Genomic DNA, 22,794 nt, shown 5'->3' on the forward strand with positions numbered 1-22,794 from the left:
AAGAGTTTTCGAAAACTCTTGGCGCCAGACAGAACCGACGGAGCTGACGCATGGGCTTTCTCGACATCGACAACGTCACCAAATCCTACGGCGCGGTGGAGGTCCTGCACCGGGTCGACATTGCCGTGGAAGAGGGCGAATTCCTCGTGCTGGTCGGGCCTTCGGGCTGCGGCAAGTCCACGCTTCTGAACATGATCGCGGGGCTCGAGGGCATCACCAGCGGCGAAATCAGCATCAGGGGGCGCGTGGTGAACGGGGTGCACCCCTCGAAGCGCAACATCGCCATGGTGTTCCAGAGCTACGCGCTTTACCCCAACATGACCGTGGGGCAGAACATGACCTTCGGGCTGGAGATGCACGGCGTTCCCAAGGCGGAGCGCGACAAGGCTCTGGCGGATGTGGCGAAGCTCTTGCAGATCGAGCAGCTGCTGGACCGCAAGCCGGGGCAGCTGTCGGGTGGCCAGCGCCAGCGGGTGGCCATGGGCCGGGCACTGGTGCGCGATCCGGATGTCTTCCTGTTCGACGAGCCGCTGTCGAACCTCGACGCCAAGCTGCGCGTCGACATGCGCACCGAGATCAAGAAGCTGCACCAGAAGCTGGGGACGACCATCGTCTACGTGACCCACGACCAGATCGAGGCCATGACGCTCTCGACCCGGATCGCGGTGATGAATGGCGGTTATGTGCAGCAGCTGGGTACGCCGCAGCAGATCTACGACGACCCCGAGAACGTCTTTGTCGCCAGCTTCATGGGGTCGCCCTCGATGAACCTCGTGCAGGCCGTGGCGCGGGTCAGTGGCGCGGGCGCGGGGGTCGAGGTCACGGGCGCGGACGGGGTGCCGCATGTGCTGCCGCTGCCGGTGAAGCCTGCAGGCCTCACGGACGGACAGCAGGTGCTCTTCGGCATCCGGCCAGAGGCGGTAACAGACAGTGAGGGCGCGGACCGCAACGCGCGGGTGCTGGCGCGGCTGGTGAATCGGATCGAGGTGATCGAACCGGCGGGGGCCGATACCTTCGTGACCACGACGCTGTCCGAGCCGGGACGTGATCGCGCGGATGCGTTCGCAGACCAGCTGCCGCCCGGGCGATGACTTCGAGCTTGTGCTGAACATGGACAAGGCGGTGCTTTTCGACCCGGAGACCGAAAAGCGTATCCGCTGAGGGGGCTACCGGGGCCCGCAGGGTCGGACGGCGGGCGGTAGGCGGGGGACGTTGCACCTGCGCCGATGCGGCAAGCCGTTCGCCGGGCCTCGTGCCCCGGCTTCCTGACTGCAATGGGCCTCCAGCCCGGCGGGGGAAGGGGGCGCGCGCCCCCTTCGGTCACGCCGCCGTCGTGGCGGGCGTTTTTCCGGGGATGTAGTTCAGGACCGGGGCCAGCCAGCGCTCGGCCTCTTCGATCTCCATCCCCTTGCGGGCGGCGTAATCCGCCACCTGGTCGCGTTCGACCTTGCCGACCCCGAAGTAATAGCTGTCCGGGTGCCCGATATAGAGCCCCGAGACCGAGGATCCCGGCCACATCGCCATGCTTTCGGTCAGCGTGACGCCGGTCGCCTCTTCGGCGTCGAGCAGGCGGAAGAGCGTGCGCTTTTCCGTGTGGTCGGGCTGGGCCGGGTAGCCCGGCGCCGGGCGGGTGCCCGCGTAGGGCTCGCCGATCAGCTCCTGCGGGTCGAAGCCCTCGTCCGGCGCATAGCCCCAGAACTCGCGCCGGACGCGCTCGTGCAGCATCTCGGCCATGGCCTCCGCAATGCGGTCGGCCAGCGCCTTGACCATGATCGCGCCGTAGTTGTCGTTGGCCTTGTCCAGCCGGTCCGCGATCTCTGCCTCTTCCGGTCCCGCGGTCACGACGAAGCCGCCGACATGGTCCGCGCCCTTGCCACCGGGGCGCCACGAAGTCCGACAGGGCGAGATTGGGGCGGCCCGGGCGCTTGCCGGTCTGCTGGCGCAGCGTGTGCAGCGTGGCAAGGTCCTGCGTCCGCTCCGCATCGGCGAAGAGGCGGATGTCGTCGCCCGAGGCATTGGCGGGCCAGAAGCCGACCACGGCGCGCGGCGTGAACCAGCGTTCAGAGACGATCTTCGCCAGCATCTCCTGCGCGTCGGCAAAGAGGGACCGCGCGGCCTCTCCCTGCTTTTCGTCGTCTAGGATCTTCGGGTACTGGCCGCGCATCTCCCAGGTCTGGAAGAAGGGGGTCCAGTCGATGTAGCGCGCGATCTCGGCAAGGTCCCAGTCGTCCACCACGCGGGTGCCGGTGAAGGCGGGGGCGGGCGCCACCACGGTCCAGTCGAAGCTGCCCGCATTGGCGCGCGCGGCAGAGAGCGGCAGGCGCTGCTTGGCGCGTTCGGAGCGTTCGTGCTTTTCCGCCACATCGGCATATTCCGCGTGGATGCCGGCGACGTAATCGGCCTTGCGTTCGGGGCTGAGCAGCGCGCCCACCACGCCGACGGCGCGGCTGGCGTCGGTCACATGCACCGCCGGGCCGCTGTAGCGGGGCGCGATCTTCACCGCCGTGTGCACGCGGCTGGTGGTGGCGCCGCCGATCAGCAGCGGCAGGTCCAGCCCCTCGCGCTCCATCTCGGAGGCCAGGTGCACCATCTCGTCGAGCGAGGGGGTGATGAGGCCCGAGAGGCCGATGATGTCCACGCCCTCGTCCTTCGCGACCTGAAGGATCTTCTGCGGCGGCACCATGACGCCAAGGTCCACGATCTCGTAGTTGTTGCAGGCCAGCACGACGCCGACGATGTTCTTGCCGATGTCGTGGACGTCGCCCTTCACCGTGGCCATCAGGACCTTGCCGGCGGATTGGCGGCCCTCGCCGCCATTCAGGCGCTTTTCCTCTTCCATGTAGGGCAGCAGAACGGCCACCGCCTGCTTCATCACGCGGGCGGATTTCACCACCTGCGGCAGGAACATCTTGCCCGCGCCGAACAGGTCGCCGACCACGTTCATGCCCGCCATCAGCGGGCCTTCGATCACATGCAGCGGACGCTCTGCCGCCGCGCGGGCCTCTTCGGTGTCCTCTTCGATGAACTCGGTCAAGCCGTTGACCAGCGCATGTTCCAGACGCTTCTCGACCGGCCAGTCGCGCCAGGCCAGATCGCGGACCTTTTCCTCGCGCTTGCCGCCCTTGAAGCGCTCGGCCAGGTCCAGCAGGTTCTCGGTCGCCGTGCCGCCCGCCTTGGGGGTGCGGTTCAGCACCACGTCCTCGCAGGCCTCGCGCAGGGCCGGGTCGATCTGGTCGTAGACCGCCAGCTGGCCCGCGTTGACGATGCCCATGTCCATGCCCGCCGCGATGGCGTGGTACAGGAAGACCGCGTGCATGGCCTCGCGCACGGTCTCGTTGCCCCGGAAGGAGAAGGACAGGTTGGACACCCCGCCCGAGACATGCGCATGGGGCAGGTTGGCGCGGATCCAGCGGGTCGCCTCGATGAAGTCGACGCCGTAGTTGTCGTGTTCCTCGATGCCGGTGGCGACGGCAAAGATATTGGGGTCGAAGATGATGTCCTCGGGCGGGAAGCTCATCTCCTCGACAAGGATGCGGTAGGCGCGGGCGCAGATTTCGGTCTTGCGGGCCTGCGTGTCGGCCTGCCCGGTCTCGTCGAAGGCCATGACCACCACCGCCGCACCATAGGCGAGGCAAAGCCCGGCATGGTGGCGGAAGGCGTCCTCACCCTCTTTCAGCGAGATCGAGTTGACCACGGGCTTGCCCTGCACGCATTGCAGGCCGGCCTCGATCACCTCCCATTTCGACGAGTCGATCATGATCGGCACGCGGGCGATGTCGGGCTCCGAGGCCACGAGGTTCAGGAACTCGACCATGGCCTGTTTCGAGTCGATCAGGCCCTCGTCCATGTTCACGTCGATGATCTGGGCGCCGTTCTCGACCTGATCGCGCGCGACTTCCAGCGCGGCGGCATAGTCGCGGTTCACCACCAGCTTGCGGAAGCGGGCAGAGCCGGTGACATTCGTGCGCTCGCCGACGTTCACGAAGGGGATGTCGGGCGTCAGGACAAAGGGTTCGAGGCCGGAAAGGCGAAGAAGATGGGTCATGCGGGCACCGTGCGGGGGGCAAAGGGGGCGACCGCTTCGGCGATCGCGCGGATGTGGTCGGGCGTCGTGCCGCAGCAGCCGCCGACGATATTGACGAGTCCTTCCTGCGCGAAGCCCGCCACCTGTTCGGCGGTCTGCTCGGCGGTCTCGTCGTACTGGCCGAAGGCATTGGGCAGCCCGGCGTTGGGATAGGCGCAGATCAGCGTCGGCGCCACGCCCGACAGCTCGGCGATATGCGGGCGCATGGCGGCGGCCCCCAGCGCGCAGTTCAGCCCGACCGAGAAGGGGCGGGCGTGGGCCACCGAGTGCCAGAAGGCGGTGGGCGTCTGCCCCGACAGGGTGCGGCCAGAGGCATCGGTGATGGTGCCCGAGATCATGATGGGCAGGCGTCTGCCCGCGCGCGCAAAGGACTCGAAGGCGGCAAAGATCGCGGCCTTGGCGTTGAGCGTGTCGAATATCGTCTCGATCAGGATCAGGTCCGAGCCGCCCTCGATCAGCCCGTCGGTCTGCTGGCCATAGGCGGTGCGCAGGTCGTCGAAGCTGACGGCGCGATAGCCGGGATCGTTGACGTCCGGGCTGATCGAGGCGGTGCGGTTGGTCGGCCCCACGGCGCCCGCGACAAAGCGCGGACGGTACCGTCTTCGGCGGTGGCGCGGTCGGCGGCGCGGCGGGCCACCTGCGCGCCTGCGACGTTCAGGTCGTGCACCGCCGACTCCAGCCCGTAATCGGCCTGCGCGATGGTGGTGGAGGAAAAGGTGTTGGTTTCGAGGATGTCGGCGCCCGCCATTGCAAAGGCGAAGTGGATGTCCTCGATCGCCTCGGGCCGGGTGAGGCTGAGCAGGTCGTTGTTGCCCTTCTGCGGGCGGTCGGTCGGATGATGACGGCAGCCGGGGCCGTGAACGTGACCGCCGTCGGTGAAATCCTCTTCCGACAGGCCAAGGGTCTGGATCATCGTGCCCATCGCGCCGTCAAGGATCAGGATGCGTTGCTCTGCAACCGCGCGAAGGGTCGCGAGGGCAGGGGCGTCGGGCAGGGCAAAGGGCAGCATGGGACCTCCGGTCGGGATTGAGCGCCCTCCTTACCGCATCCGGAACATGAGTTGAATTGAATTCCCCTTGGGATCTTTATGAAATCCGCGCATGATTCGAGTATGTCATTTCTTAAACGAAAACCCCGTTCCGATGCGGCCCCGGAGGCGCGCGGGCGGGGATTAAATTCCACCTGTGTGAGGCGAAATCCGCTTTCCGCGCGTTGTTCCCGCAATTCGCGTGGTGCCTCGCCGTGGCAATCCTATTAACAAATGTTAAATATTCCCACCGGGGCGGGTTTGTCCGATCCGGAACCGGGCAGGAGCACGCATGACCGATGACGACTATCCGAACACCCGGCGGTTCCTTCAGGGCCGCTCTCGGGAGGCCCTGACCGCGCGTGAGAAGGGCGTGCTGGAAGGGCTTGTCGAGCGGACAGAGCGCTTCACCGGACCCCATGTCATCCTGGAACGCGGCGCCGTGCTGCAGCAGAGCACCATGCTGATCGAAGGCTTCGTTGCCCGCGTCATCCATGCCGAGGGCAAGCGGCATATCGTGGCGCTGCACGTGCCGGGGGATTTCGTCGACCTGCATGCCTTTGCCCTGAAACGCCTGGATCATGACGTTGTTTCCATCGGCACCGTGCAGATCGGCTATGCGCCGCACGCGCGCATCGAAGAGGTGCTGAGGACCGAACCGAACCTGGCGCGGATGCTGTGGTACTCGACCCTGCTGGACGCGGCCATGCACCGCGAGTGGATCATGAAACTGGAACGGCTCAGCGCCGACGGGCGCGTCGCGCATCTGGTGGCGGAACTCTGGCGGCGTCTCGATTTCGTGGATCTTGCCTCGGCGGGGGCTTCCCCCTGCCGTTGACCCAGCAGGAGCTTGCGGATGCCTGCGGCACCACATCGGTGCATATGAACCGGGTCGTGCGCAAGCTGCGGGAAACCGGTGTCGTGGATATCTCGCGCGGGCAGGTCACGGTGCTGGACAGTCAGGCGTTGTGGGCCTTGGGCAGCTTTGATCCCGCTTACCTTTACGGCAACGGGCCGCTTAAACTGACCTGACCGGTTGACACTTGGTCATGAAAGTTAACATTGGAACGGCGTGGTGTTGCCCCGGTGGCGACTCCGCCGAGCCGATGTGAAATTGCCCCCAAACACGCCCTGCCGCGAAGGATTTGCCCCCGATGTCGCCATCCGGAACGTCACTTGACCTTGCCTTCGGCTATGCCGGGATCGGGCGCTGGGACTATGACCCGGACGATGGGGCGCTGCTTCTGGACGAGACCTGCCGCGCGCTGTTCGAAATCGACCCCGGCGCCGAGGTGACGCAGTCGCTGATGCAGTCCCGGGTGCATGCAGAGGATCGCGAGCGGGTTTTCGGCGCGCTTGCGGCGCTCGATACGGAGGGCGCCGTCTACGAAGAGGTCTTTCGCCTCGATCTGCCCTCGGGCACGGCACGCTGGGTGCGGGGCGTGGCCCGGCTGGGCATCCGCGACGGCATGCCGAAGATCACCGGGGTCAGCTTTGACGTGACCACCGAGCAGGAGCTGCTGGCCGAACGCGAACTGCACCTTGCGGAGATGAACCACCGCATCAAGAACCTCTTTGCGCTGGTCTCGGCGATGATCTCGAGCGCGGCGCGCGAAAGCGAGGACAAATCCGCCCTGGTCGACAACCTGCGCGGGCGCGTCGCGGCGCTGGACCGCGCGCATTCGCTGATGAAGAAGACCGACAGCACCCAGCCGCTTGGGCTTGCGGCCCTGCTGGAGCGGGTGCTGGCCCCGGCCCGCACGCAGCAGACGATTGCGCTGAGCGGCGCAGAGGTCATGGTTCCCGCCAAGGCCGTGACCTCGCTGGTGCTGATCTTCCACGAATGGGCGACCAACTCGGCCAAATACGGGGCGCTGCACCGCCAGGACGGAGAGATCGCCGTGACCTGGACCATGGTGCCCGAGGGGCTGCATCTGACCTGGCGCGAGACGGTACGAGGACTATGACGAAGGGGCGCAGAAGGGCTTTGGCTCGATGCTGATCAAGGCCTCTGCGATGCAGCTGGGCGCCGAAAAGACGCGCCGGGTCGAGAATGGCTGGCTGATCATCGACATGAAGGTGCCGCTAGAGGCGCTGCACGAAGAGGCCTGACCGGGGCGGGCCGGTCCCGGGCTGGCACGGCGCGGGCATTTCCGCGCTGGCCGGTGGCCGACCCCTTGACCCCGTTGCGCCGCCGGAGTGTCATCCCGCCGGGAAAGGCGGTAATGCGGGCCGGGGCCCGCGGGTCGCGCGTCAGGACAGGACAGAAGACATGATCGAACGGATCGACACCGGCGCCCGGATGAGCCGGATCGTCAAGCACAATGGCACCGCCTATCTCTGCGGTCAGGTCGGCGAGGGCGCCACCGTGACCGAGCAGACGCAGGACTGCCTTGCCCGCATCGACGCGCTGCTCGAGCGGGCCGGATCCTCGCGCGGGAAGATCCTGCAGGCCATCGTCTGGCTGTCCGACATGGCCGACTTTGCCGAGATGAATGCGGTCTGGGATGCCTGGGTGCCCGAGGGCGAGGCGCCCGCGCGCGCCTGCGGCGAGGCCCGCCTTGCCCGCGACACGCTGAAGGTCGAGATTATCGTGACGGCGGCCTGCTGACCGCCCGAAAGGAGACGTGGGATGAAAATCATCGTGATGGGGGCGGGCGTGATCGGCGTGACCACCGCCTATTACCTTGCCCGGGCGGGCGCCGAGGTGACGGTGCTGGACCGGCAGGCCGGGCCGGGCCTCGAGACCAGCTATGCCAATGCGGGCGAGCTCAGCTACGGCATGACCTCGCCCTGGGCCGCGCCGGGCATTCCGGTGAAGGCGGTGAAGTGGCTCTTCATGAAGCGCCGCCCGCTGTTCATATGGCCGCTGATCAGCCCGACCATGTGGGCCTGGGGTGTGCAGATGCTGCGCAACTGCAATGACGAACGCTACCGGGTGAACAAAAGCCGCATGGTGCGGATCTCGAATTACTCGCGCGATGTCATGCCCGACCTGATCGCCGAGACCGGGATCGATTACGACGGGCGCGAGCAGGGCACGCTGCAGTTGTTCCGCACCGAAAAGCAGCTGGAAGGCTCCATGGCGGATCAGGAGATCCTTGCCGAGTACGATTCCCCCTTCGAGGTGCTGGACCGCGAGGGCTGCATCGCGGCGGAACCGGCGCTGGGGCGGGTGCGCGAGAAATTCGTCGGCGGCCTGCGGCTGACGGCGGACCGCACCGGCGACTGCCGGATGTTCACCACCGCGCTGGCCGAGAAATGCGTCGAGATGGGGGTGGAGTTCCAATACGGCCAGACGATCCGATCCATCGCCATTGAAAACGGGCGCGTGGCGGGCATCGAGACCGAGATCGCGGGGCGCATCACCGGCGATACCTATGTCTGCGCCTTGGGCAGCCACGGGCCGAAGCTGCTGACGCCCGCCGGGATCCGCCTGCCGGTCTACCCGGTGAAGGGCTATTCGGTCACGCTGCCGGTGGTCGAGGATGCGGCGGCGCCGCAATCGACGATCATGGACGAGACGCACAAGGTTGCCATCACCCGGCTGGGTGACCGCATCCGGGTTGCGGGCACCGCCGAGATCGCGGGCTATTCCGACCGGCTGGGGCCGCATGCCACCGATACGGTGCGCCATGTGGTGAACGATCTCTTTCCCGGCGGCGGCGACCTGTCCCGGGCCGAGGGCTGGACCGGCCTGCGCCCGATGACCCCGGACGGCACGCCGGTGCTGGGGCGCTCGCGCTACGACAACCTCTTCCTCAACACCGGGCACGGCACGCTGGGCTGGACCATGGCCTGCGGCTCGGCCCGCGCGGTGGCGGATGTGGTGCTTGGCCGTGAGCCCGAGATCTCTTTCGACGGGCTGACGGCGGACCGGTACAACTGACCGGTACAGCCGGCTGGCGCGCCTGCCTTGGGGCAGGGCGTCAGTCGGCCTCGGCGATGAGGGCGGCGGGCATGCCCTGCCGCATCATGAGATCGAGACGCGAGACCACCGCCGCGCGCCAGTCCGGCGCCGCGGTCAGGGCCTCGGGCATGAGCCCCGGAAGCCGCGCCAGACGGTCGTAGAGCGCGCCCGCATCCTCGCCTTGGGCGGCGGCGCGCAGGTCTTCTTCGCGCGGGTCGCGCAGGGCGTAGCCGGTGCCGTCATCCTGCCGCCCCTGCGTGTAGCGCATCCATGCGGCACTGGCGAAGGCGAAGGCATCCAGCGGTTGTCCGCGCCGCAGCGCCTCGGCGGCGGGGGCAAGGATGCGCTGCGGCAGCTTCTGGGTCCCGTCCATGGCGATCTGGTAGGTCTCATGCCCCAGATGCGGATTGGCGAAGCGGCGCGACAGGGCCTGCGCGTAGCCGTCCAGATCGACGCCGGGCAGCGGGTCCAGGGTGCCCGCCGCCGCCCGCAGGTGCCGCTCGACCAGCCGCGCGAGGGCCGGGTCCGCCATCACGTCGCGCACGTAGCGGTGCCCGGCAAGGAAGCCCGCATAGGCCAGCATCGAATGCGCGCCGTTCAGCATCCGCAGCTTCATCAGCTCGAAGGGGCGCACCTCGGGCACAAAGAGCGCGCCGCCCGCCTGCCAAGCGGGGCGCCCGGTGGGGAAGCGGTCCTCGATCACCCATTGGCGAAAGCTCTCGGCCTCGATGGCGGCGTGATCCTCTACGCCGATCATCTCCTGCGCGAGCGCCAGCGTGGCGGGGGTGCGGGCGGGGGTGATCCGGTCGACCATGCTGCCGGGGAAGGCGACCCCGGTCGCGATGTGGTCCACGAGGTCGGGTGCCACATGCCGCGCCATGTCGATCAGCAGCGAGCGGGTCAGCGCGCCGTTGTCCGGCAGGTTGTCGCAGCTGAGTACGGTGAAGGGCGGCACAGCCGCCGCGTGGCGCAGCGCCAGCGCCCGGACCAGAAGGCCCGCAAGGCCCTGCGGGGCCTCGGGCGTGGCGAGGTCGGCGACGATGGCGGGGTGGCTGCGGTCGATGCCGCCGGTGGCGCGGTCGAGGCCATAGCCCTTTTCGGTGACGGTGATCGTCACGATCCGCGTCTCGGGCGCGCAGAGCGCCGCCATCACCGCCTGCGCGTCGGTCCGGGCGCAAAGCGCGCGGGCCAGCGCGCCGATGACGCGGGCGCGGCTGCCGTCGACGTCGCGTTCGATCACCGTGTAAAGCCCTTTCTGCGGCGTCAGTTCCTCTGCCGGTTCGGGGCTGCGCAGGCTGACCCCGATGATGCGCCAGTCGCCGCCCTCGGCGGTCAGCGCGTCGTCCGTGTAGACCGCCTGATGCGCCTTGTGGAAGGCGCCAAGGCCGATGTGGACGATCCCCGTGCCATGGGCCGAGGGATCGTAGCCGGGCCGCGCGACGGTCCCGGGCAGGCTGTCCGGCGTGCCGAGGCGGGTCATGCGGACACGCGCGGCGACAGGGCGGCGATGATGCCGCGCAGTTCCGCAAGCCCCTTGAGCCGCCCGATCGAGGGATAGCCGGGCTGCGTGCGGCGCCCGAGATCGTCGAGGATGTCCTGCCCATGGTCGGGCCGGAAGGGGATCGACCAGTCGGCCCGGCCTGCCTTGCGGCGCCGTGCCTCTTCGACCAGCACGGCCTCGATCAGCGCCACCATGTCGGTGTCGCCGCCCAGATGTTCGGCCTCGTAGAACGATCCACGGATCTCGGTGCTTTCGCGTTTGACGTTGCGCAGGTGCAGGAAATGCACGCGCTCGCCCAGACGTTGCATCATGCCCGGCAGGTCGTTGTCGGGCCGCGCGCCCAGAGAGCCCGAGCACAGCGTGATGCCGTTGGCGGGAATGTCGACCGCCTGCATGACCTGCGCGTATTGCGTCTCTGTCGACATGATGCGCGGCAGGCCCAGCAGCGGGAAGGGCGGATCGTCCGGGTGGCAGCACAGGCGCAGCCCCAGTTCCTGCGCGACCGGCGCGACCTCGGACAGGAAGTCGATCAGGTGGCTGCGCAGGCTGTCCTCGGACAGGGCGGCGTATTCCGCGAGATGGGCGCGCACATCCTCCAGCGAGAAGCGTTCCGCCGCGCCGGGCAGGCCGAAGACCACGTTGCCGGCCAGCGCCTCGCGCGCGGGATCGTCCATGGCGGCGAAGCGGCGGGCGTACCGCGTCGCGCAGGGCCTCGTCGTAATCCTCCGCCGCGCCGGGGCGGGCGAGGATATGCAGGTCGAATGTGGCGAAATCCACAAGGTCGAAGCGCATGCAGCTTGCGCCGCTCTTCAGCCGCCAGGCAAGGTCGGTGCGGGTCCAGTCCAGCACCGGCATGAAGTTGTAGCAGATCACCTCGATCCCCGCCCCCGCGAGGTTGCGCAGGCTGGTCTTGTAGTTGGCGATATGCTCGCGCCACGCGCCCTGCTGCTTCTTGATGTCCTCGGAGACGGGCAGGCTTTCGACCACCGCCCAGTCAAGCCCCGAGGGGCTGCCGTCGGTCATATGCGCGATCTCGGCCTGCCGCTGCGCGATCTCTTCGGGCGTCCAGACGGCGCCGGTCGGCACGTGGTGCAGCGCCGAAACGATGCCCTCGGCGCCCGCCTGCGCCACGTCCTCCGTTGAAACCAGATCTTTGGGTCCAAACCAGCGCCAGGTCTGTTTCATGCTGTCCTCCCGAGTCGATGTCTTTGGCACGGGCCTATCATCCTGCGGATTTAATCTCTAGTATGGAAGTATGGTAGAGTGATCCGGGAAGGGGATGAACGATGCGGGCAGATATCCGGGAAAGCTGGTCGCTTGATCCTGCGACGCCGATCACGCGGCAGATCTCGCGGATCCTGCGCGAACGGATCATCCGAGGTCGACCTGAAGCCCGGCGACCGCCTGTCCGAATCCGAGGTTGCGCGCTTTTACGACGTCAGCCGCCAGCCTGTGCGCGAGGCCTTCATCCGCCTCGCCGATCAGGGCCTCTTGGCGATCCTGCCCCAGCGCGGCACCATCGTCAGCCGGATCGGCTACAATGCCGTGCTGGATGCCCGTTTCCTGCGCGAGGCGATCGAGGCCGATATCGCCAAGATCCTCGCCTTGCAGCAGGATGCCGCCGTGATCCGCGAGTTGCGGGCGCAACTGGACCACCAGGCACGGGTGGGGCAGGACACCCCGCAGGATTTCTTCGGCTATGACGACCTGTTTCACCGCACGCTGGCCGAAGCCGCCGGGAAGGGCGGGGCATGGAAGCAGATCGAGGGGCTGAAGTCGCAGATGGACCGGGTGCGCTTCCTGTCGCTGGGCCAGTTCCCGCAGCGCAAGCTGATCGCGCAGCACGGGGCCATCGTCGATGCCATCGAACGGGGCGCGGTGCCGCAGGCCAATGCGGCGGTGCGCCGACACCTGCGCGAGGTCCTGTCGGAGCTGCCGCAGATCGTGGCGGCGAACGCCGCCTATTTCGAACTGCCCGAGGGGGCGCTTCCGCAGCCGGTCCATGCCCCGATTCAGGGATATCGAGAAGACGGCCTGCCGTCAGACTGAGCAGCAGCGGCGGGGTACAGCGGCCTGCGCAGGGGATGAGGCGAACGCCCGGCGCCTCGACGATGGCGACAGCGCGCATGCACAGGCCGCTGTGCCGCTGCCGCGCATCGCCGCGCCGCCGCATGGACAGGCGGCGCGGGGGGCGTCAGCCGTTGTAATCGGCGTCCGAAACCTTCTCCAGCCAGATCACAGGCGTGCCGTCGATGCTTTCCTGAATGGCGATATGCGACATGGCGGTCCCGGGCGCTGCGCCGTGCCAGTGTTTTTCCTCAGCCGGAAAGAAGACCACGTCGCCCGCCGTGACCTCTTCGACCGGGCCGCCGTCGCGCTGCACCCGACCGCGCCCGAAGGTGATGATGATGGTCTGTCCCGCCGGGTGGGTGTGCCACGCGGTCCGGGCGCCGGGTTCGAAGGTGACATGGGTGCCGCTGGTGCGGCCCGGCGCCTCGGCCTGGAACATCGGGTCGATGCGCACGGTTCCGGTGAAATACTCCTCGGGGCCGGGGGCAGAGGGCGTGCTTCCGGCTCGGATGATCTTCATGGACAAGTCTCCCTTGGTGTGGCGGCGGGGCCGGGCCGGGCCGCGATGTTTCAGGGCGCGCGACCGTCGAGACCCTCGCGGGCCACGGGCATCGCCCGGCCCAGCTTGGGCCAGCCCGCGCAGAAGGCAAGCCGTGACACGCGGCCCCGGCGTCTTTCTGCGCCTGCCGGTTGTTCATCGCGCGGTTCAGGGGGAGGCGTATCTGCGTGGGCTGTCAGGCCGAACGCGCCGCGCTTCGTTTTGCGGGCCGCCGCTGTGACCCACCCAGCGCCGTCTTTCTTCCGAGGGTCCGAAATGGTACTTGTCCGGCTCGCGTGTCGCGGGGCAGTCACCGACCGCCAAGGGGTGGGTCGAGACGGCGTGGCCCGGGCGATGTATCGAGCCGGGGGCGGGATCGTGTCCCCGCAGGCCGGGCCCCGACCTCGGCCGCGCGGTTGCGCGGTCGAAAGGGCAGGGCACCGAAGGGCGGTGCAACAGGCGGCGTCGGTGCAACATTGTGTTGCACCGTCCCCGACAACGGGCGCAAAAGGCCCGGGCATGGGCGGAAGCAGGAGTGGGGTGGATGACGGAAGAGCCAGAAAGACAAGCAGTTTCGGACCTTCACCGGGCCGCCCGCCTCTCCGTCGCCCCGATGATGGACTGGACCGTTGCTCCCGTCTTAGTTCAGTATTTAAGGGTGTTTGATCCTGCCAAGCGGTCTCAGGCGTACATTTGAGCGTACGCGGCGCTTCAGGTACGAAAAAAGCCCCGCCGTCGGGCGGGGCTCTTGGTGGGCGCTGTCGAAAATCTCAGGTCTACACGACGGACTTCCGGCGAAGATCGCGACGTGCGGCGTCACGCCGGGCGTCAAGGTAGTCTGCAAGATCGCGGACATCGACGTAGAGCTTTGCTTTTTGACCCTCCGTGAGTTGGAGGCACGGCAGTTTGAGGGCACCTGAGAACAGCTTACGGCGGAAAGTGTCCCACCCGTACTCAGAGAAGTAGGACGTGCGTACATCGTCAACAGGGACGACCAGGCGCCCGAACTCTTGGTAAAGGGCTGCTGCGGTTTCGTTCTGCATTAAGATCTCCATGGCAGTGACATAGAATCTGTATGCCGCGGATTTCGGCCCGCAACCGGCTGAGATGACGAAAAGCGGTTCCTTCTGCCGAAAAGTGGTTGATTGCAGGAACATATTGAGAACATAAGTCCAGTCTCACTAAATCTGTCGCGAATCTTGCCCAAGATGCGCAGATGTGGTCAGTTGGACGAAAACAACTAAATGGAGGCGGGCATGCGCGACTGGACTGCTATTGACCTATTTTGCGGAGCCGGTGGACTGTCTGAAGGCTTCCGCCAAGCTGGAGCTCATGTGCTCGCCGGGCAAGACATCGATGCGACTTTCGGTGCTACCTTCGAGGCAACTCACTCTGAAGCAAAGTTCGTCCATGGACCGATTCAGGAGATCTCTGCTGCGGACATGCTCGCAGCGGCCGGCGTGAAGGCCGGCGAAGTCGACGTCATTGTCGGCGGACCTCCCTGCCAGGGCTACAGTGTCTACAACCATGGGCGCGGGGTGGATGATCCCAGGGCAGGGCTCTTCAAAGAGTACCTACGGATGGTGTCGGAGATCCAGCCGCGGTGGATCGTTATGGAGAACGTGACCGGGATCACCTCCATCGCAGGAGGGGGTATCGTTCGGGAGATCCAGGCCGGGATGCGGAAACTCGGATACCGGGTGGACATGAAGACTTTGAAGGCCGAGGAATTTGGAGTGCCCCAAGAGCGACGCAGGGTGTTCTTCATCGCGACGAAGGAAGACGAGTGCCCGATCTTGTTCCCCACCGCGAGCCATGGACCTGAACTGGAGCCTTTTGTCACTGTGTGGGACGCGATCTCGGATTTGCCAGAGCTTCTCAACGGTGAGGACCGAGGGAATGAGACGTATCCCACTGGTCCGCAGAATAGCTACCAAGCGCTTCTCAGGGGAGACCGGACAGCAGTCAGTAACCATGCGGCCACTCGTCTGTCGAAGATCAATCTCGCGCGGATGGAGAGCATTCCCGAAGGTGGTTCGTGGCGCGATATTCCCTTCCACCTCCTCCCGGAAGGGATGAAAAAGGCGAAGCGATCCGACCACACAAAGCGTTACGGTCGCCCCAGGAAGACAGACCTGTCCTGTACGGTTCTGACCAAATGCGATGTACACTGGGGCGCTTACATCCATCCGACGCAAAACCGGTCTTTCACTGTCCGTGAAGCCGCGCGCTTGCAAGCTTTCCCTGACTTCTTCGAATTTAAGGGATCCCGGACAGAGCAGTTCGTGCAAGTGGGAAATGCTGTTCCTCCGCTGCTTGGTAAGGCTGTGGCGGAGGCAGTAATGGCCGCGGATGCTGCGCGAAGCGGCGATGTGCCCCTCGACGTGGAGCGGGGCGTTCTTCATGCCGTTTGACCCCCGGGACGCCATTGGCGAAGTCCTCGGGGAGGCGCGCCACCATGGGAGTGGCGCCGGCGGATTCGGGTTACATCTGTCCTTTCATCAAGACGGAGTGCCCCAAGAGATCTACAAATCTCGGCGGGAACGAACCCTATCCGACATGTTCACTCTGGAGGGGTTCGAAGGGCAAGCCGCGAGAGACGGAGCGCGACCTAATATGTGTCTGCCCGAAGCGTTTCTACCAGGTGGACTGGCTGCAGGAAGTGATCGACCATTGTTGGCCCTTCGATCCCCCCAAGAATCCGATGATCGCGTCGGAGGTGCAAATGTCAGGGTTCGGCAATGTGGACTTTGTCATCGCGGACCAAGACGATGATGGGGCGATCGGGAACTTTCTGTCCGTCGAGCTACAGGCGGTTGATATAACTGGATCCGCATACCCTGCGTACGATGCTCTCCGAGGTGGCTTGGAGCTTCCTAAGAGACCTACCTACGGGTTCAACTGGGACAACGTCTACAAGCGGTATATCACACAGCTGGTCCGGAAAGGGTATTTCCATCATCACTGGGGCACCAAGATCATCGCCGTGATCCAAGATCAGGTATATCAATCGGTAATCGACAAGGCCGACTTCATGCGTACTCCGAACGTCCGGGACAAGACCGTGAACATTGTTTTCATGACCTACGTGTTCGAAGATGACCCCACTCGCCCGGGTGAGTTCCGTCCAAAAATTAGCCGCGTAGAGGGAACGAGCCACGCCAGCCTTCAGAACGCGATCATGTACAAGGAAGCCCCGGCGATCGATGATTTCAAGGCAAAGATTAGCGGTGCCCTCTCGCGGCATACCTGACACTTCGTCGGACGTCCACGTAGAGGAAGGGCCGGGGGCGACGTGCCGCTAGATGCGGTATCGGAGCGACCGGTACCGGGAGCGAAGGAACACTGCCTGTCGCTGTGCGACTGGCAGACGGAGCAATGGTCCTGAGCTCGCTCAAGGCAACTGCCTGACCGTCGGAAAGATAAAGGCCGGTACGATCCTGGATCCTTGCTCAAGCACTGCTGCCGCGGATGAGATGTGCGTGACGGCGCCGGGAAAACTACCTCAGCACCGGACCTCGATGTCGCCAGGAGGGTAGATCCGGCTGCATACAGCAAGAGCGAACCCGAAGATTGTGGCGAAGTGCGCGGAGGATGAACTGTCTTTCTTCTTCTTGATGCAGGGGTCTTTCCGACCCGTCCACGGCTTCTAGTTCGAGCATGAATCCTAGAGGCAATGTCTCCGTGAAATTTCTGGATCAGCCCGGAGCGCCGGGCTGATGGCAATGTTGTTGTCGCTTCGCGACCGCCTTTGGCGGGAGTCCGTCTTTGGGTTTTTTGAAGTCACATTGCACCGGAGATCAGAGCGTCCGTAGCGTCGAGGTAGCTAAATTGGGACATCTCGAAGGGAATACCGCCCAGCTGAATATGTAGACCTGGTCTCAACGCGAACTGTGATCGCTGCGGCAAGTAGTCGGAGAGCTGGATGATATTGACGTCTTCCATTTCGCCCGGGAGATGGTGGAGCTTCGCGATATAATTTTCGAGTCCATCCAAGTAATCCCGGACAGAGAGACGAGCGATCCACACGTTCTGCAATTTGTTACCGTAGAAATCTTCGATCCTAGCCACTTCGCCCTTGAGGCCTTCAATTGCTTCTAGGATTTCCGCCGCGCGGGCGTCGTCTCCAAACTCGTGGCACATGTCAACCGTGGCAGCCATTCCTGCGAGCTTGTTGCGTAGACCTTTTGCCACTTGTTCCTCGGCGAGCTGTACGATCGCAGTTGCGACATCGACACCTTCCCCAGTTAGTTGGAGACCGAAGGCATTGATGACGTCCTGAGCGACGGGGTAGGCAAACATCCACTCCCGAAAATCTCGGATTGCACGTTCTGATACATCATCTGCAGTAGGGGGGAGGACGACCGGGGTAAGGTCTTCAGTATCTCCAGATTTTGCGAGTTCCTCAAAGTGCGTGACTTCCCGCGCCTGTTCCTCGACCAGATCGGAAAGCGCAGCACGCGCGAAAGTTGCAGCGTATTGACGCATCCCATGATCGGCGGAGCTCCGGGCTGTCCGGGCTTTCGCGATCTCGCGGGCCTTCACGATCTCGACTTCACCATCGACGCCGATCAGTTCGCCTAGGGTGCGAAGGACGCGTCGCATAGTTGGATTGCTCCGCGCCATCTCCGACGCACTCATGAGCGCGTAGCTCATCTTCGATCCGGAGTCTGGACGGAACTGGCCTTCGATGCGGAAGAGGTCAGGGTCCGCCTCAGACCAGGGGATCTCCCCAGCCGCAGCTCGCTGCAAGTCCTTCTGGTAAATGCGCAGCCGGAACCTGGAAGTAGGGGCTCCTAAGTAGAGGGTTCGTCCTTGGTGACCGGAATCTATTACACGGTAAGAGCTCGTCGGCTTCGAGCCCGGATTGCTCTTCCTGCGGGCGTCGTCGCGCTCAGCTTCATGACGGATCAGCGCCTCGGTCAGGTCCTCGAAAAGGCAGGGGCGTGTAATATCGAGTCTGACATCCGCCCTCGAGAGCAGGGTTGGGACTGATGCCCGCTTGTAAGCCTCTACGTGGACTGGACATGCACCGCCTGCACCATAGAAATGAATGTGAGGCATGCTATCCCGGCTGGCGTGAGACACAGTTGCGTGGACGTCGAGTTCGCCGATGGAAGGGTGACATGGAATGCTGGCGCGGTATCCGTTCTGACCGCCAATGTTGCCGAAGTTCGGTAGGAGGCCAATCTCCCGGACTATGCCGACAAGCGCTGTAGCCGCGGAGCGCTCTTCGTCTGGATAGTCAGGGTCGAAATGACCTGAGATGGTCTTCGCGCTCAGCACAGTACCTTCCCACCAGTCGAATTCGAAGGTCTCGAACATAGTGGAGATCGAGCTGATCTTCTCGAGATCGACAGTCAGCGGGCTGGACTTCTTCTCGTCGTCGATCTGGTCTTTCTCATGTTGAGTAAGCTTTGGCCTTCCCTTCCTTGTCCTGGGGTGTTTCTGGTCGGAATTATGGTGGGCAGTTTTTTTTGCCCCCGTGTTACAGGACGGGGGCTGACCTGTCAGGGCGGGTGCCTCGATGTTGCTTTCCAGGTGCTTTTCGGACATAATTGACTCCATCCAGAGGGATCCTCGATCCCGTGAGAGGGCGGTCGTTGCAGCGACCATCCTTTGCTTTTTGCTGGATCGATTGGCATCGAAGCAAATGCCGCCCCCGTCGGCTTATCTCGTCAAGGCAGAGGTATGCCCCTTATTTCTCAGGACCATCCGGCCTCTGCCGGCTCGGTATCTGCCTGATAAATAATTGCCGGAGGACCTGGTCTCCGGATAGCGAGCCGAAATCTGGTAATTCTTTTTCGGGTATTCCAAGGGTTCAATGACAGGGTATGTGACAGGACAGACCTCTGGTCGACCCTGTCACATACCCTGTCACTCCACCCAATCTATGCTCACCGCAGCTGAAAGAACACGGGGCGTCGGGGACGCCCTGTGGGCGTTGCGGGCCTTCGGCCCTAGTTCAAAGATCAAAAGGATGAGGGCGCTGCGCGCTGTTGCCGGGACGGGCTGATGCTGGGTGTCAGGCGACAAGGCAATCTGTCCCCTGTTTGTGGGGCCTGGAGTTGAACAGTAGAATCTGGCGCATACGTCATCTGAAACAGAGACGGAGAAAAGAGATGACCAACGTAGACCAGGCGCGCTTTCAGTTCAGCCAAGAGCAGATCAGCCAGAAAACTCCGGGGGAGCTTGGGCGCTATATTGCGGGGATGGACGGGACAACAGAGCAGCTCGAGAAAATGGCCGGGTTTGTCGATGCGCTGATGGGATACGACAAGACACAGGGCGCGGAGTTCCGGGACGCGTTCATTCAGGCCCGTGCGCAGGCGGCGTGTAACAGTCTGTCCCTCTGAGGCCCCTGCCGGGACTCAAGGTAGGGGGTTGAAGCGGAGCGGCCCGGAAGATGCCCGTAGGGTGTCCGAGGTGCCTACAGGGCCTTTGGAGGCGATGGAACACGGGGCCTCAAGAGAGGCTCGGGACGAACATCGCTGAAAGTACAGCGATCAAGATGAGCATCGGAAGCCGCGGTTTACGGGTCATGCTCAGGTCTTATCCGGTCCGCCGGGGGCCAGCGACACGCAGATTGTCGATCGGGTCGAAGGCGCTCTTGTCTTGAAGGAAAACCAGTTCCTACGGCACGGTAAACCCTATCTGTCATTTGAACCGAACCATCCGGCATCGTCAGTATGCGTCGGTCGCGCATTCGGCACGGATCGCGTGTGATCCACTGCTGTTAGAAGTCTGCGGGACGCCTCGAACGTATCGATTAGATAGAGCGAATAGCCTGGATCCAGATGCTCCGCTAGGCGGTTTGTCAGCATGGCTCGGTCCCAGAACGGATGAACAATCGCGAAAGCTTCTTCATGTCCCGCCTCGTCGCAGAGCACCATAGGCAGAGCATTCGGACCGATTTGAACGATACGCCGGGTCGAAGGTGACAGACGGCGCAGATCCTCGGCGGCGCGGTTGGCAAGCGTCCTCCAATCCGAAAGCTCCGGTACCGAGAAGTCTCCGTTAAGGCCGACGTCATGGGCAGAGTCGTTCAGACAGCGCAGGAAGCTCATCCCGAGACGCCAGTCCAGAAGGCCGTGATAGTGCCGGTTCCCGTATCTCTGGATGCAGTGATAGCAAGCCAGGCCGCAGTCCCGACGGTGGGCTTTAGCTTGGAAACGGGAGGTCAGCGGGTCTTCCGGATCGTTCAGCATCGACTGAATTAGGGTAGCGACGAGGGGGCGGTCTCCGATGCTCGTTGCAAGCCGACGGCAGAAGCCTGCGCCGTTTACCAGTACATCCGCGATCTGGAGAACCGGGCGATCATCGTTTGATCGTGGCTCCAGAGGCTCGAACTCGTCGGGATCGATGTCGAAGGCCAATGAGGCACGCTGGATCAGCATGTGGGTTGCGCTGATCGCCGCCGCCCGTAGACTGGTTAAGGTGACATCTTTCCTGTTACCGCCAATCCGGTTGAGGGCTAGGCCGGGGGCCATACGCTGCATCGTGATCGTCAGAGCATCTGTGCGCTTGCGCGAGAAGAGTCGGACGGAGTGGGGGGCGAACCCATCCTGCTCCTCAAACCATGAGCCGGCCTGACGGGAGGTGGTCTCCAAGATTGCCTGATGCGGTACTCGCGAGACCTTCTGCGGCTTTCCACCCTCCATTTCAAACCATGCCTGTCCCTGCGTCCGGGAAACAAGCGAATAAGGTTCCGGCGTGCCATCCTTCCCGAGCGGACCGCGATTCCGCCGGATGATCTGTGCTTCCGACCCCGACGAAAGGATCATGTTGGCACCGGGTACATCGCTGGCGGTCATCGGCGAAATGATGGAGGCAGTTTCCCGGCGGAGCAGCGGGGGAAACTGTTCCATTCCGTCCGATTTCTGCGGCTTGAAATCCGTCCGGAAGGCAGCAGGGGAATGATAGGTCTCGACGGCCTCGCCGGAGAGAGGATGGCCGCACTCGGCGCAGGTCAGCTCGGAAATGTTCTGACCGGCTTGAATCATCGTGATACCGTTGCACTTCTCGCAATCCGCAATCGTCTGCGTCTCGCTCCACCACTCCTTTAGTGGGGCGGGTGTAATTTCCCAGTCTCCATGCTTGCCTCGTCGCAACAGGCCTAGGGGCGACGTGAAGCCGACGGGGGTATGCAACATTTTGTCTCGTGCAAGCGTCTGACCTGGGGCGAATTCGTAGATCGCGAGATCAATTTCTCGGTCCACGGTGTCCCAGCCGGCGGCATCCCGAGACGAGGCCTTAGGACCGACGTAAAGATTGCGCACGCGGGTTGGCATGCCGAACATCGGCAACAGCCCCGCTTCTGCGAGATGCTCCGCGAGACCCTCGGGCGCTGCCCCGCCTGCTGGTGGACGCGTGGCCTCAATGGCGTCGATCAGCTCTTTCGGGGACAGGCTCGTCAGGAAGTCGGTACCGCGCGGCACTGGTAGCCAGCGCCGATGCTGGCGGCCAGCCGGTCTCGTGTGTCGATGGAGCGCTCGAGTGCCTCACGCAGAAGGTCTTGCCAGCCGCTCCCTGTCGCGAAATAGGAGCCGACCGGGACATATTCGCCGTGGATGTCGTGCAGCATGTCGCCTGGATAGCCCGCGCCCTGCGCCGCACGCAGGCCCGCGAAGGCCGCTGCAAGCCAGCCCTTTCGTATCAGACGCCGCCCGATATCAAGGTGATCCTGCGTCAGGAACGGTGGTGGCGGGGCATCTCCTGTGATGGCCTTCGGATAGCGGAAGTAGTGCAGGTCATGGCTGCGCCCGCGGCAGAGTGTCAGCGCGATCGAATAGGCCTGACGACGCCGTCCCGCTCGCCCGACCCGTTGTTGGTAGTTGAACCGCTGGGGCGGCATGTTTGCCTGGTAGACGGCCTGTAGGGCGCCGATGTCGATACCAACTTCCATGGTCGTGGTGACAGACAGCATGTCGATCTCTCTTGCCCGCCGGATAAGGCTATCGGGAGCCGCATCAACGAAGATCCCCTTGAAGCGCCTCAACCGGTCGGCAGGCGAGCCGGTCTGTCCAGTCAATTCCTCGCACCGAAGCCGGAAGACACCCTGATCTTCGCCCAGCGCGGTCTCGAGCCTGCGCGAAATGTAGTTGCGCTCCCGGATATCTCGGGCCTGGGCATTGGCCTCCCTTGGGAGTGGAGCGTGACATCGGGTACAGAGTCCGAACCCTTTGTGCAGATGTGCGCGATGGCAGGTCTGGCATTCGAAGACCGGTGCATCGGGAGGAACGACCTTTACGAAGAGCCGCTCGATCCGGATGATCCCGCCGCCGTGACCGAGCCCTTTCAACTCGTCCAGCAGACCGGTGATCTCTTCCTCCGGCAGAGCGAGGGCGTTGAGGAAGGCGCGAACGCGCCGGCTCGTGATATCCCGGGCTTCGTGCCACTCCTTGATGTCATCCTTGACCCACTTGTTGGCTTGCACGCGGTAGCTGTCGGCCAGGACGCGGAGCAGGGCATCGAGCCGGTCACTACGAGGTCCCGCTTTTCCCGTCAGGCAGGGATAACCGATCCCGGTTTCCTCGAGCGCGAAGTAGTTGCGTGAGAAAATTACATCCTCAACCAGTGTGCGTTGTTCACCTGCAACCTGGTTGCGCGCAGCACCCTTATCTTGGACGTCCACGTTACGCGCCCAAGTGGGGACACCACCGGG

Annotated in this window: 15 protein-coding genes and 4 pseudogenes; 10 read left to right on the top strand and 9 right to left on the bottom strand. The window is 64.3% G+C overall.

Going from position 1 to position 22,794, the window contains the following annotated elements; translation table 11 throughout:
• The first annotated feature begins 50 nt into the window (after positions 1–50).
• A pseudogene (locus ABFB10_RS15405) lies at positions 51–1,161 on the top strand (ABC transporter ATP-binding protein).
• 159 nt (positions 1,162–1,320) lie between these two features.
• Here the strand turns inward: ABFB10_RS15405 and metH are convergent.
• Both metH and ABFB10_RS15415 read right to left on the bottom strand, forming a co-directional pair.
• Positions 1,321–4,045: pseudogene (metH, locus tag ABFB10_RS15410) on the bottom strand (methionine synthase).
• A pseudogene (locus ABFB10_RS15415) lies at positions 4,042–5,093 on the bottom strand (homocysteine S-methyltransferase family protein). The pseudogenes metH and ABFB10_RS15415 overlap by 4 nt, the downstream one beginning before the upstream one ends.
• 310 nt (positions 5,094–5,403) lie before the next feature.
• Here ABFB10_RS15415 and ABFB10_RS15420 point away from each other — a divergent pair.
• From ABFB10_RS15420 to ABFB10_RS15440, 5 genes are all read left to right on the top strand, one after another.
• Positions 5,404–5,949: a Crp/Fnr family transcriptional regulator gene (locus tag ABFB10_RS15420; RefSeq protein WP_347167178.1), complete on the top strand. Its 546-nt coding sequence runs from the start codon at positions 5,404–5,406 to the stop codon at positions 5,947–5,949.
• A complete protein-coding gene (locus tag ABFB10_RS15425) occupies positions 5,946–6,143 on the top strand; it encodes a Crp/Fnr family transcriptional regulator (protein ID WP_347167179.1) in 198 nt (65 codons plus the stop codon). The genes ABFB10_RS15420 and ABFB10_RS15425 overlap by 4 nt, the downstream gene beginning before the upstream one ends.
• Positions 6,144–6,265: 122 nt before the next feature.
• Positions 6,266–7,078: a sensor histidine kinase gene (locus ABFB10_RS15430; RefSeq protein WP_347167180.1), complete on the top strand. Its 813-nt coding sequence runs from the start codon at positions 6,266–6,268 to the stop codon at positions 7,076–7,078.
• Positions 7,079–7,383: 305 nt separating this feature from the next.
• Complete coding sequence (locus ABFB10_RS15435; protein WP_347167181.1) at positions 7,384–7,722, top strand: RidA family protein; 339 nt, start codon at positions 7,384–7,386, stop codon at positions 7,720–7,722.
• A gap of 21 nt (positions 7,723–7,743) precedes the next feature.
• Positions 7,744–9,000, top strand: a complete 1,257-nt coding sequence (locus ABFB10_RS15440; RefSeq protein WP_347167182.1) for a D-amino acid dehydrogenase — start codon at positions 7,744–7,746, stop codon at positions 8,998–9,000.
• 40 nt (positions 9,001–9,040) lie between these two features.
• Here ABFB10_RS15440 and ABFB10_RS15445 read toward each other — a convergent pair whose 3' ends face one another.
• Both ABFB10_RS15445 and uxuA read right to left on the bottom strand, forming a co-directional pair.
• Complete coding sequence (locus tag ABFB10_RS15445) at positions 9,041–10,501, bottom strand: mannitol dehydrogenase family protein (RefSeq protein WP_347167183.1); 1,461 nt, start codon at positions 10,499–10,501, stop codon at positions 9,041–9,043.
• Positions 10,498–11,707, bottom strand: a pseudogene (uxuA, locus tag ABFB10_RS15450) (mannonate dehydratase). Before uxuA ends, ABFB10_RS15445 begins: the two are co-directional and overlap by 4 nt.
• A gap of 132 nt (positions 11,708–11,839) precedes the next feature.
• On the opposite strand from uxuA, the gene ABFB10_RS15455 reads away from it, so the two are divergent.
• Positions 11,840–12,571: a GntR family transcriptional regulator gene (locus ABFB10_RS15455; protein ID WP_347167184.1), complete on the top strand. Its 732-nt coding sequence runs from the start codon at positions 11,840–11,842 to the stop codon at positions 12,569–12,571.
• A 145-nt stretch (positions 12,572–12,716) separates the two neighbouring features.
• Here the strand turns inward: ABFB10_RS15455 and ABFB10_RS15460 are convergent, their stop codons facing one another.
• Positions 12,717–13,112: a (R)-mandelonitrile lyase gene (locus ABFB10_RS15460; protein WP_347167185.1), complete on the bottom strand. Its 396-nt coding sequence runs from the start codon at positions 13,110–13,112 to the stop codon at positions 12,717–12,719.
• Positions 13,113–13,906: 794 nt separating this feature from the next.
• Positions 13,907–14,173: a pyocin activator PrtN family protein gene (locus ABFB10_RS15465; protein WP_347167186.1), complete on the bottom strand. Its 267-nt coding sequence runs from the start codon at positions 14,171–14,173 to the stop codon at positions 13,907–13,909.
• A gap of 213 nt (positions 14,174–14,386) precedes the next feature.
• On the opposite strand from ABFB10_RS15465, the gene ABFB10_RS15470 reads away from it, so the two are divergent.
• Together ABFB10_RS15470 and ABFB10_RS15475 are read left to right on the top strand one after the other, a co-directional pair.
• Entirely contained in the window at positions 14,387–15,544 is a 1,158-nt protein-coding gene (locus ABFB10_RS15470) for a DNA cytosine methyltransferase (RefSeq protein ID WP_347167187.1), read from the top strand.
• 44 nt (positions 15,545–15,588) lie between these two features.
• Positions 15,589–16,383: a NotI family restriction endonuclease gene (locus ABFB10_RS15475; RefSeq protein ID WP_347167188.1), complete on the top strand. Its 795-nt coding sequence runs from the start codon at positions 15,589–15,591 to the stop codon at positions 16,381–16,383.
• 530 nt (positions 16,384–16,913) lie between these two features.
• On the opposite strand, the gene ABFB10_RS15480 is transcribed toward ABFB10_RS15475, so the two are convergent.
• A complete protein-coding gene (locus ABFB10_RS15480; protein ID WP_347167189.1) occupies positions 16,914–18,698 on the bottom strand; it encodes a replication initiation factor domain-containing protein in 1,785 nt (594 codons plus the stop codon).
• A gap of 554 nt (positions 18,699–19,252) precedes the next feature.
• Between ABFB10_RS15480 and ABFB10_RS15485 the strand changes: the two genes are divergently transcribed.
• Positions 19,253–19,486 (top strand): hypothetical protein, encoded by a 234-nt coding sequence (locus tag ABFB10_RS15485; RefSeq protein WP_347167190.1) that lies wholly within the window; start codon positions 19,253–19,255, stop codon positions 19,484–19,486.
• Between the two features lie 294 nt (positions 19,487–19,780).
• On the opposite strand, the gene ABFB10_RS15490 is transcribed toward ABFB10_RS15485, so the two are convergent.
• Entirely contained in the window at positions 19,781–21,568 is a 1,788-nt protein-coding gene (locus ABFB10_RS15490) for a DUF1998 domain-containing protein (RefSeq protein WP_347167191.1), read from the bottom strand.
• Positions 21,544–22,764 carry a helicase-related protein gene (locus ABFB10_RS15495; RefSeq protein ID WP_347167192.1) on the bottom strand — a complete coding sequence of 407 codons (1,221 nt, stop codon included), beginning with the start codon at positions 22,762–22,764 and terminating at the stop codon, positions 21,544–21,546. The genes ABFB10_RS15490 and ABFB10_RS15495 overlap by 25 nt, the downstream gene beginning before the upstream one ends.
• Positions 22,765–22,794: the final 30 nt, after the last annotated feature.

This window comes from Ponticoccus litoralis, assembly GCF_039769985.1.
Taxonomy (GTDB): domain Bacteria; phylum Pseudomonadota; class Alphaproteobacteria; order Rhodobacterales; family Rhodobacteraceae; genus Ponticoccus; species Ponticoccus litoralis.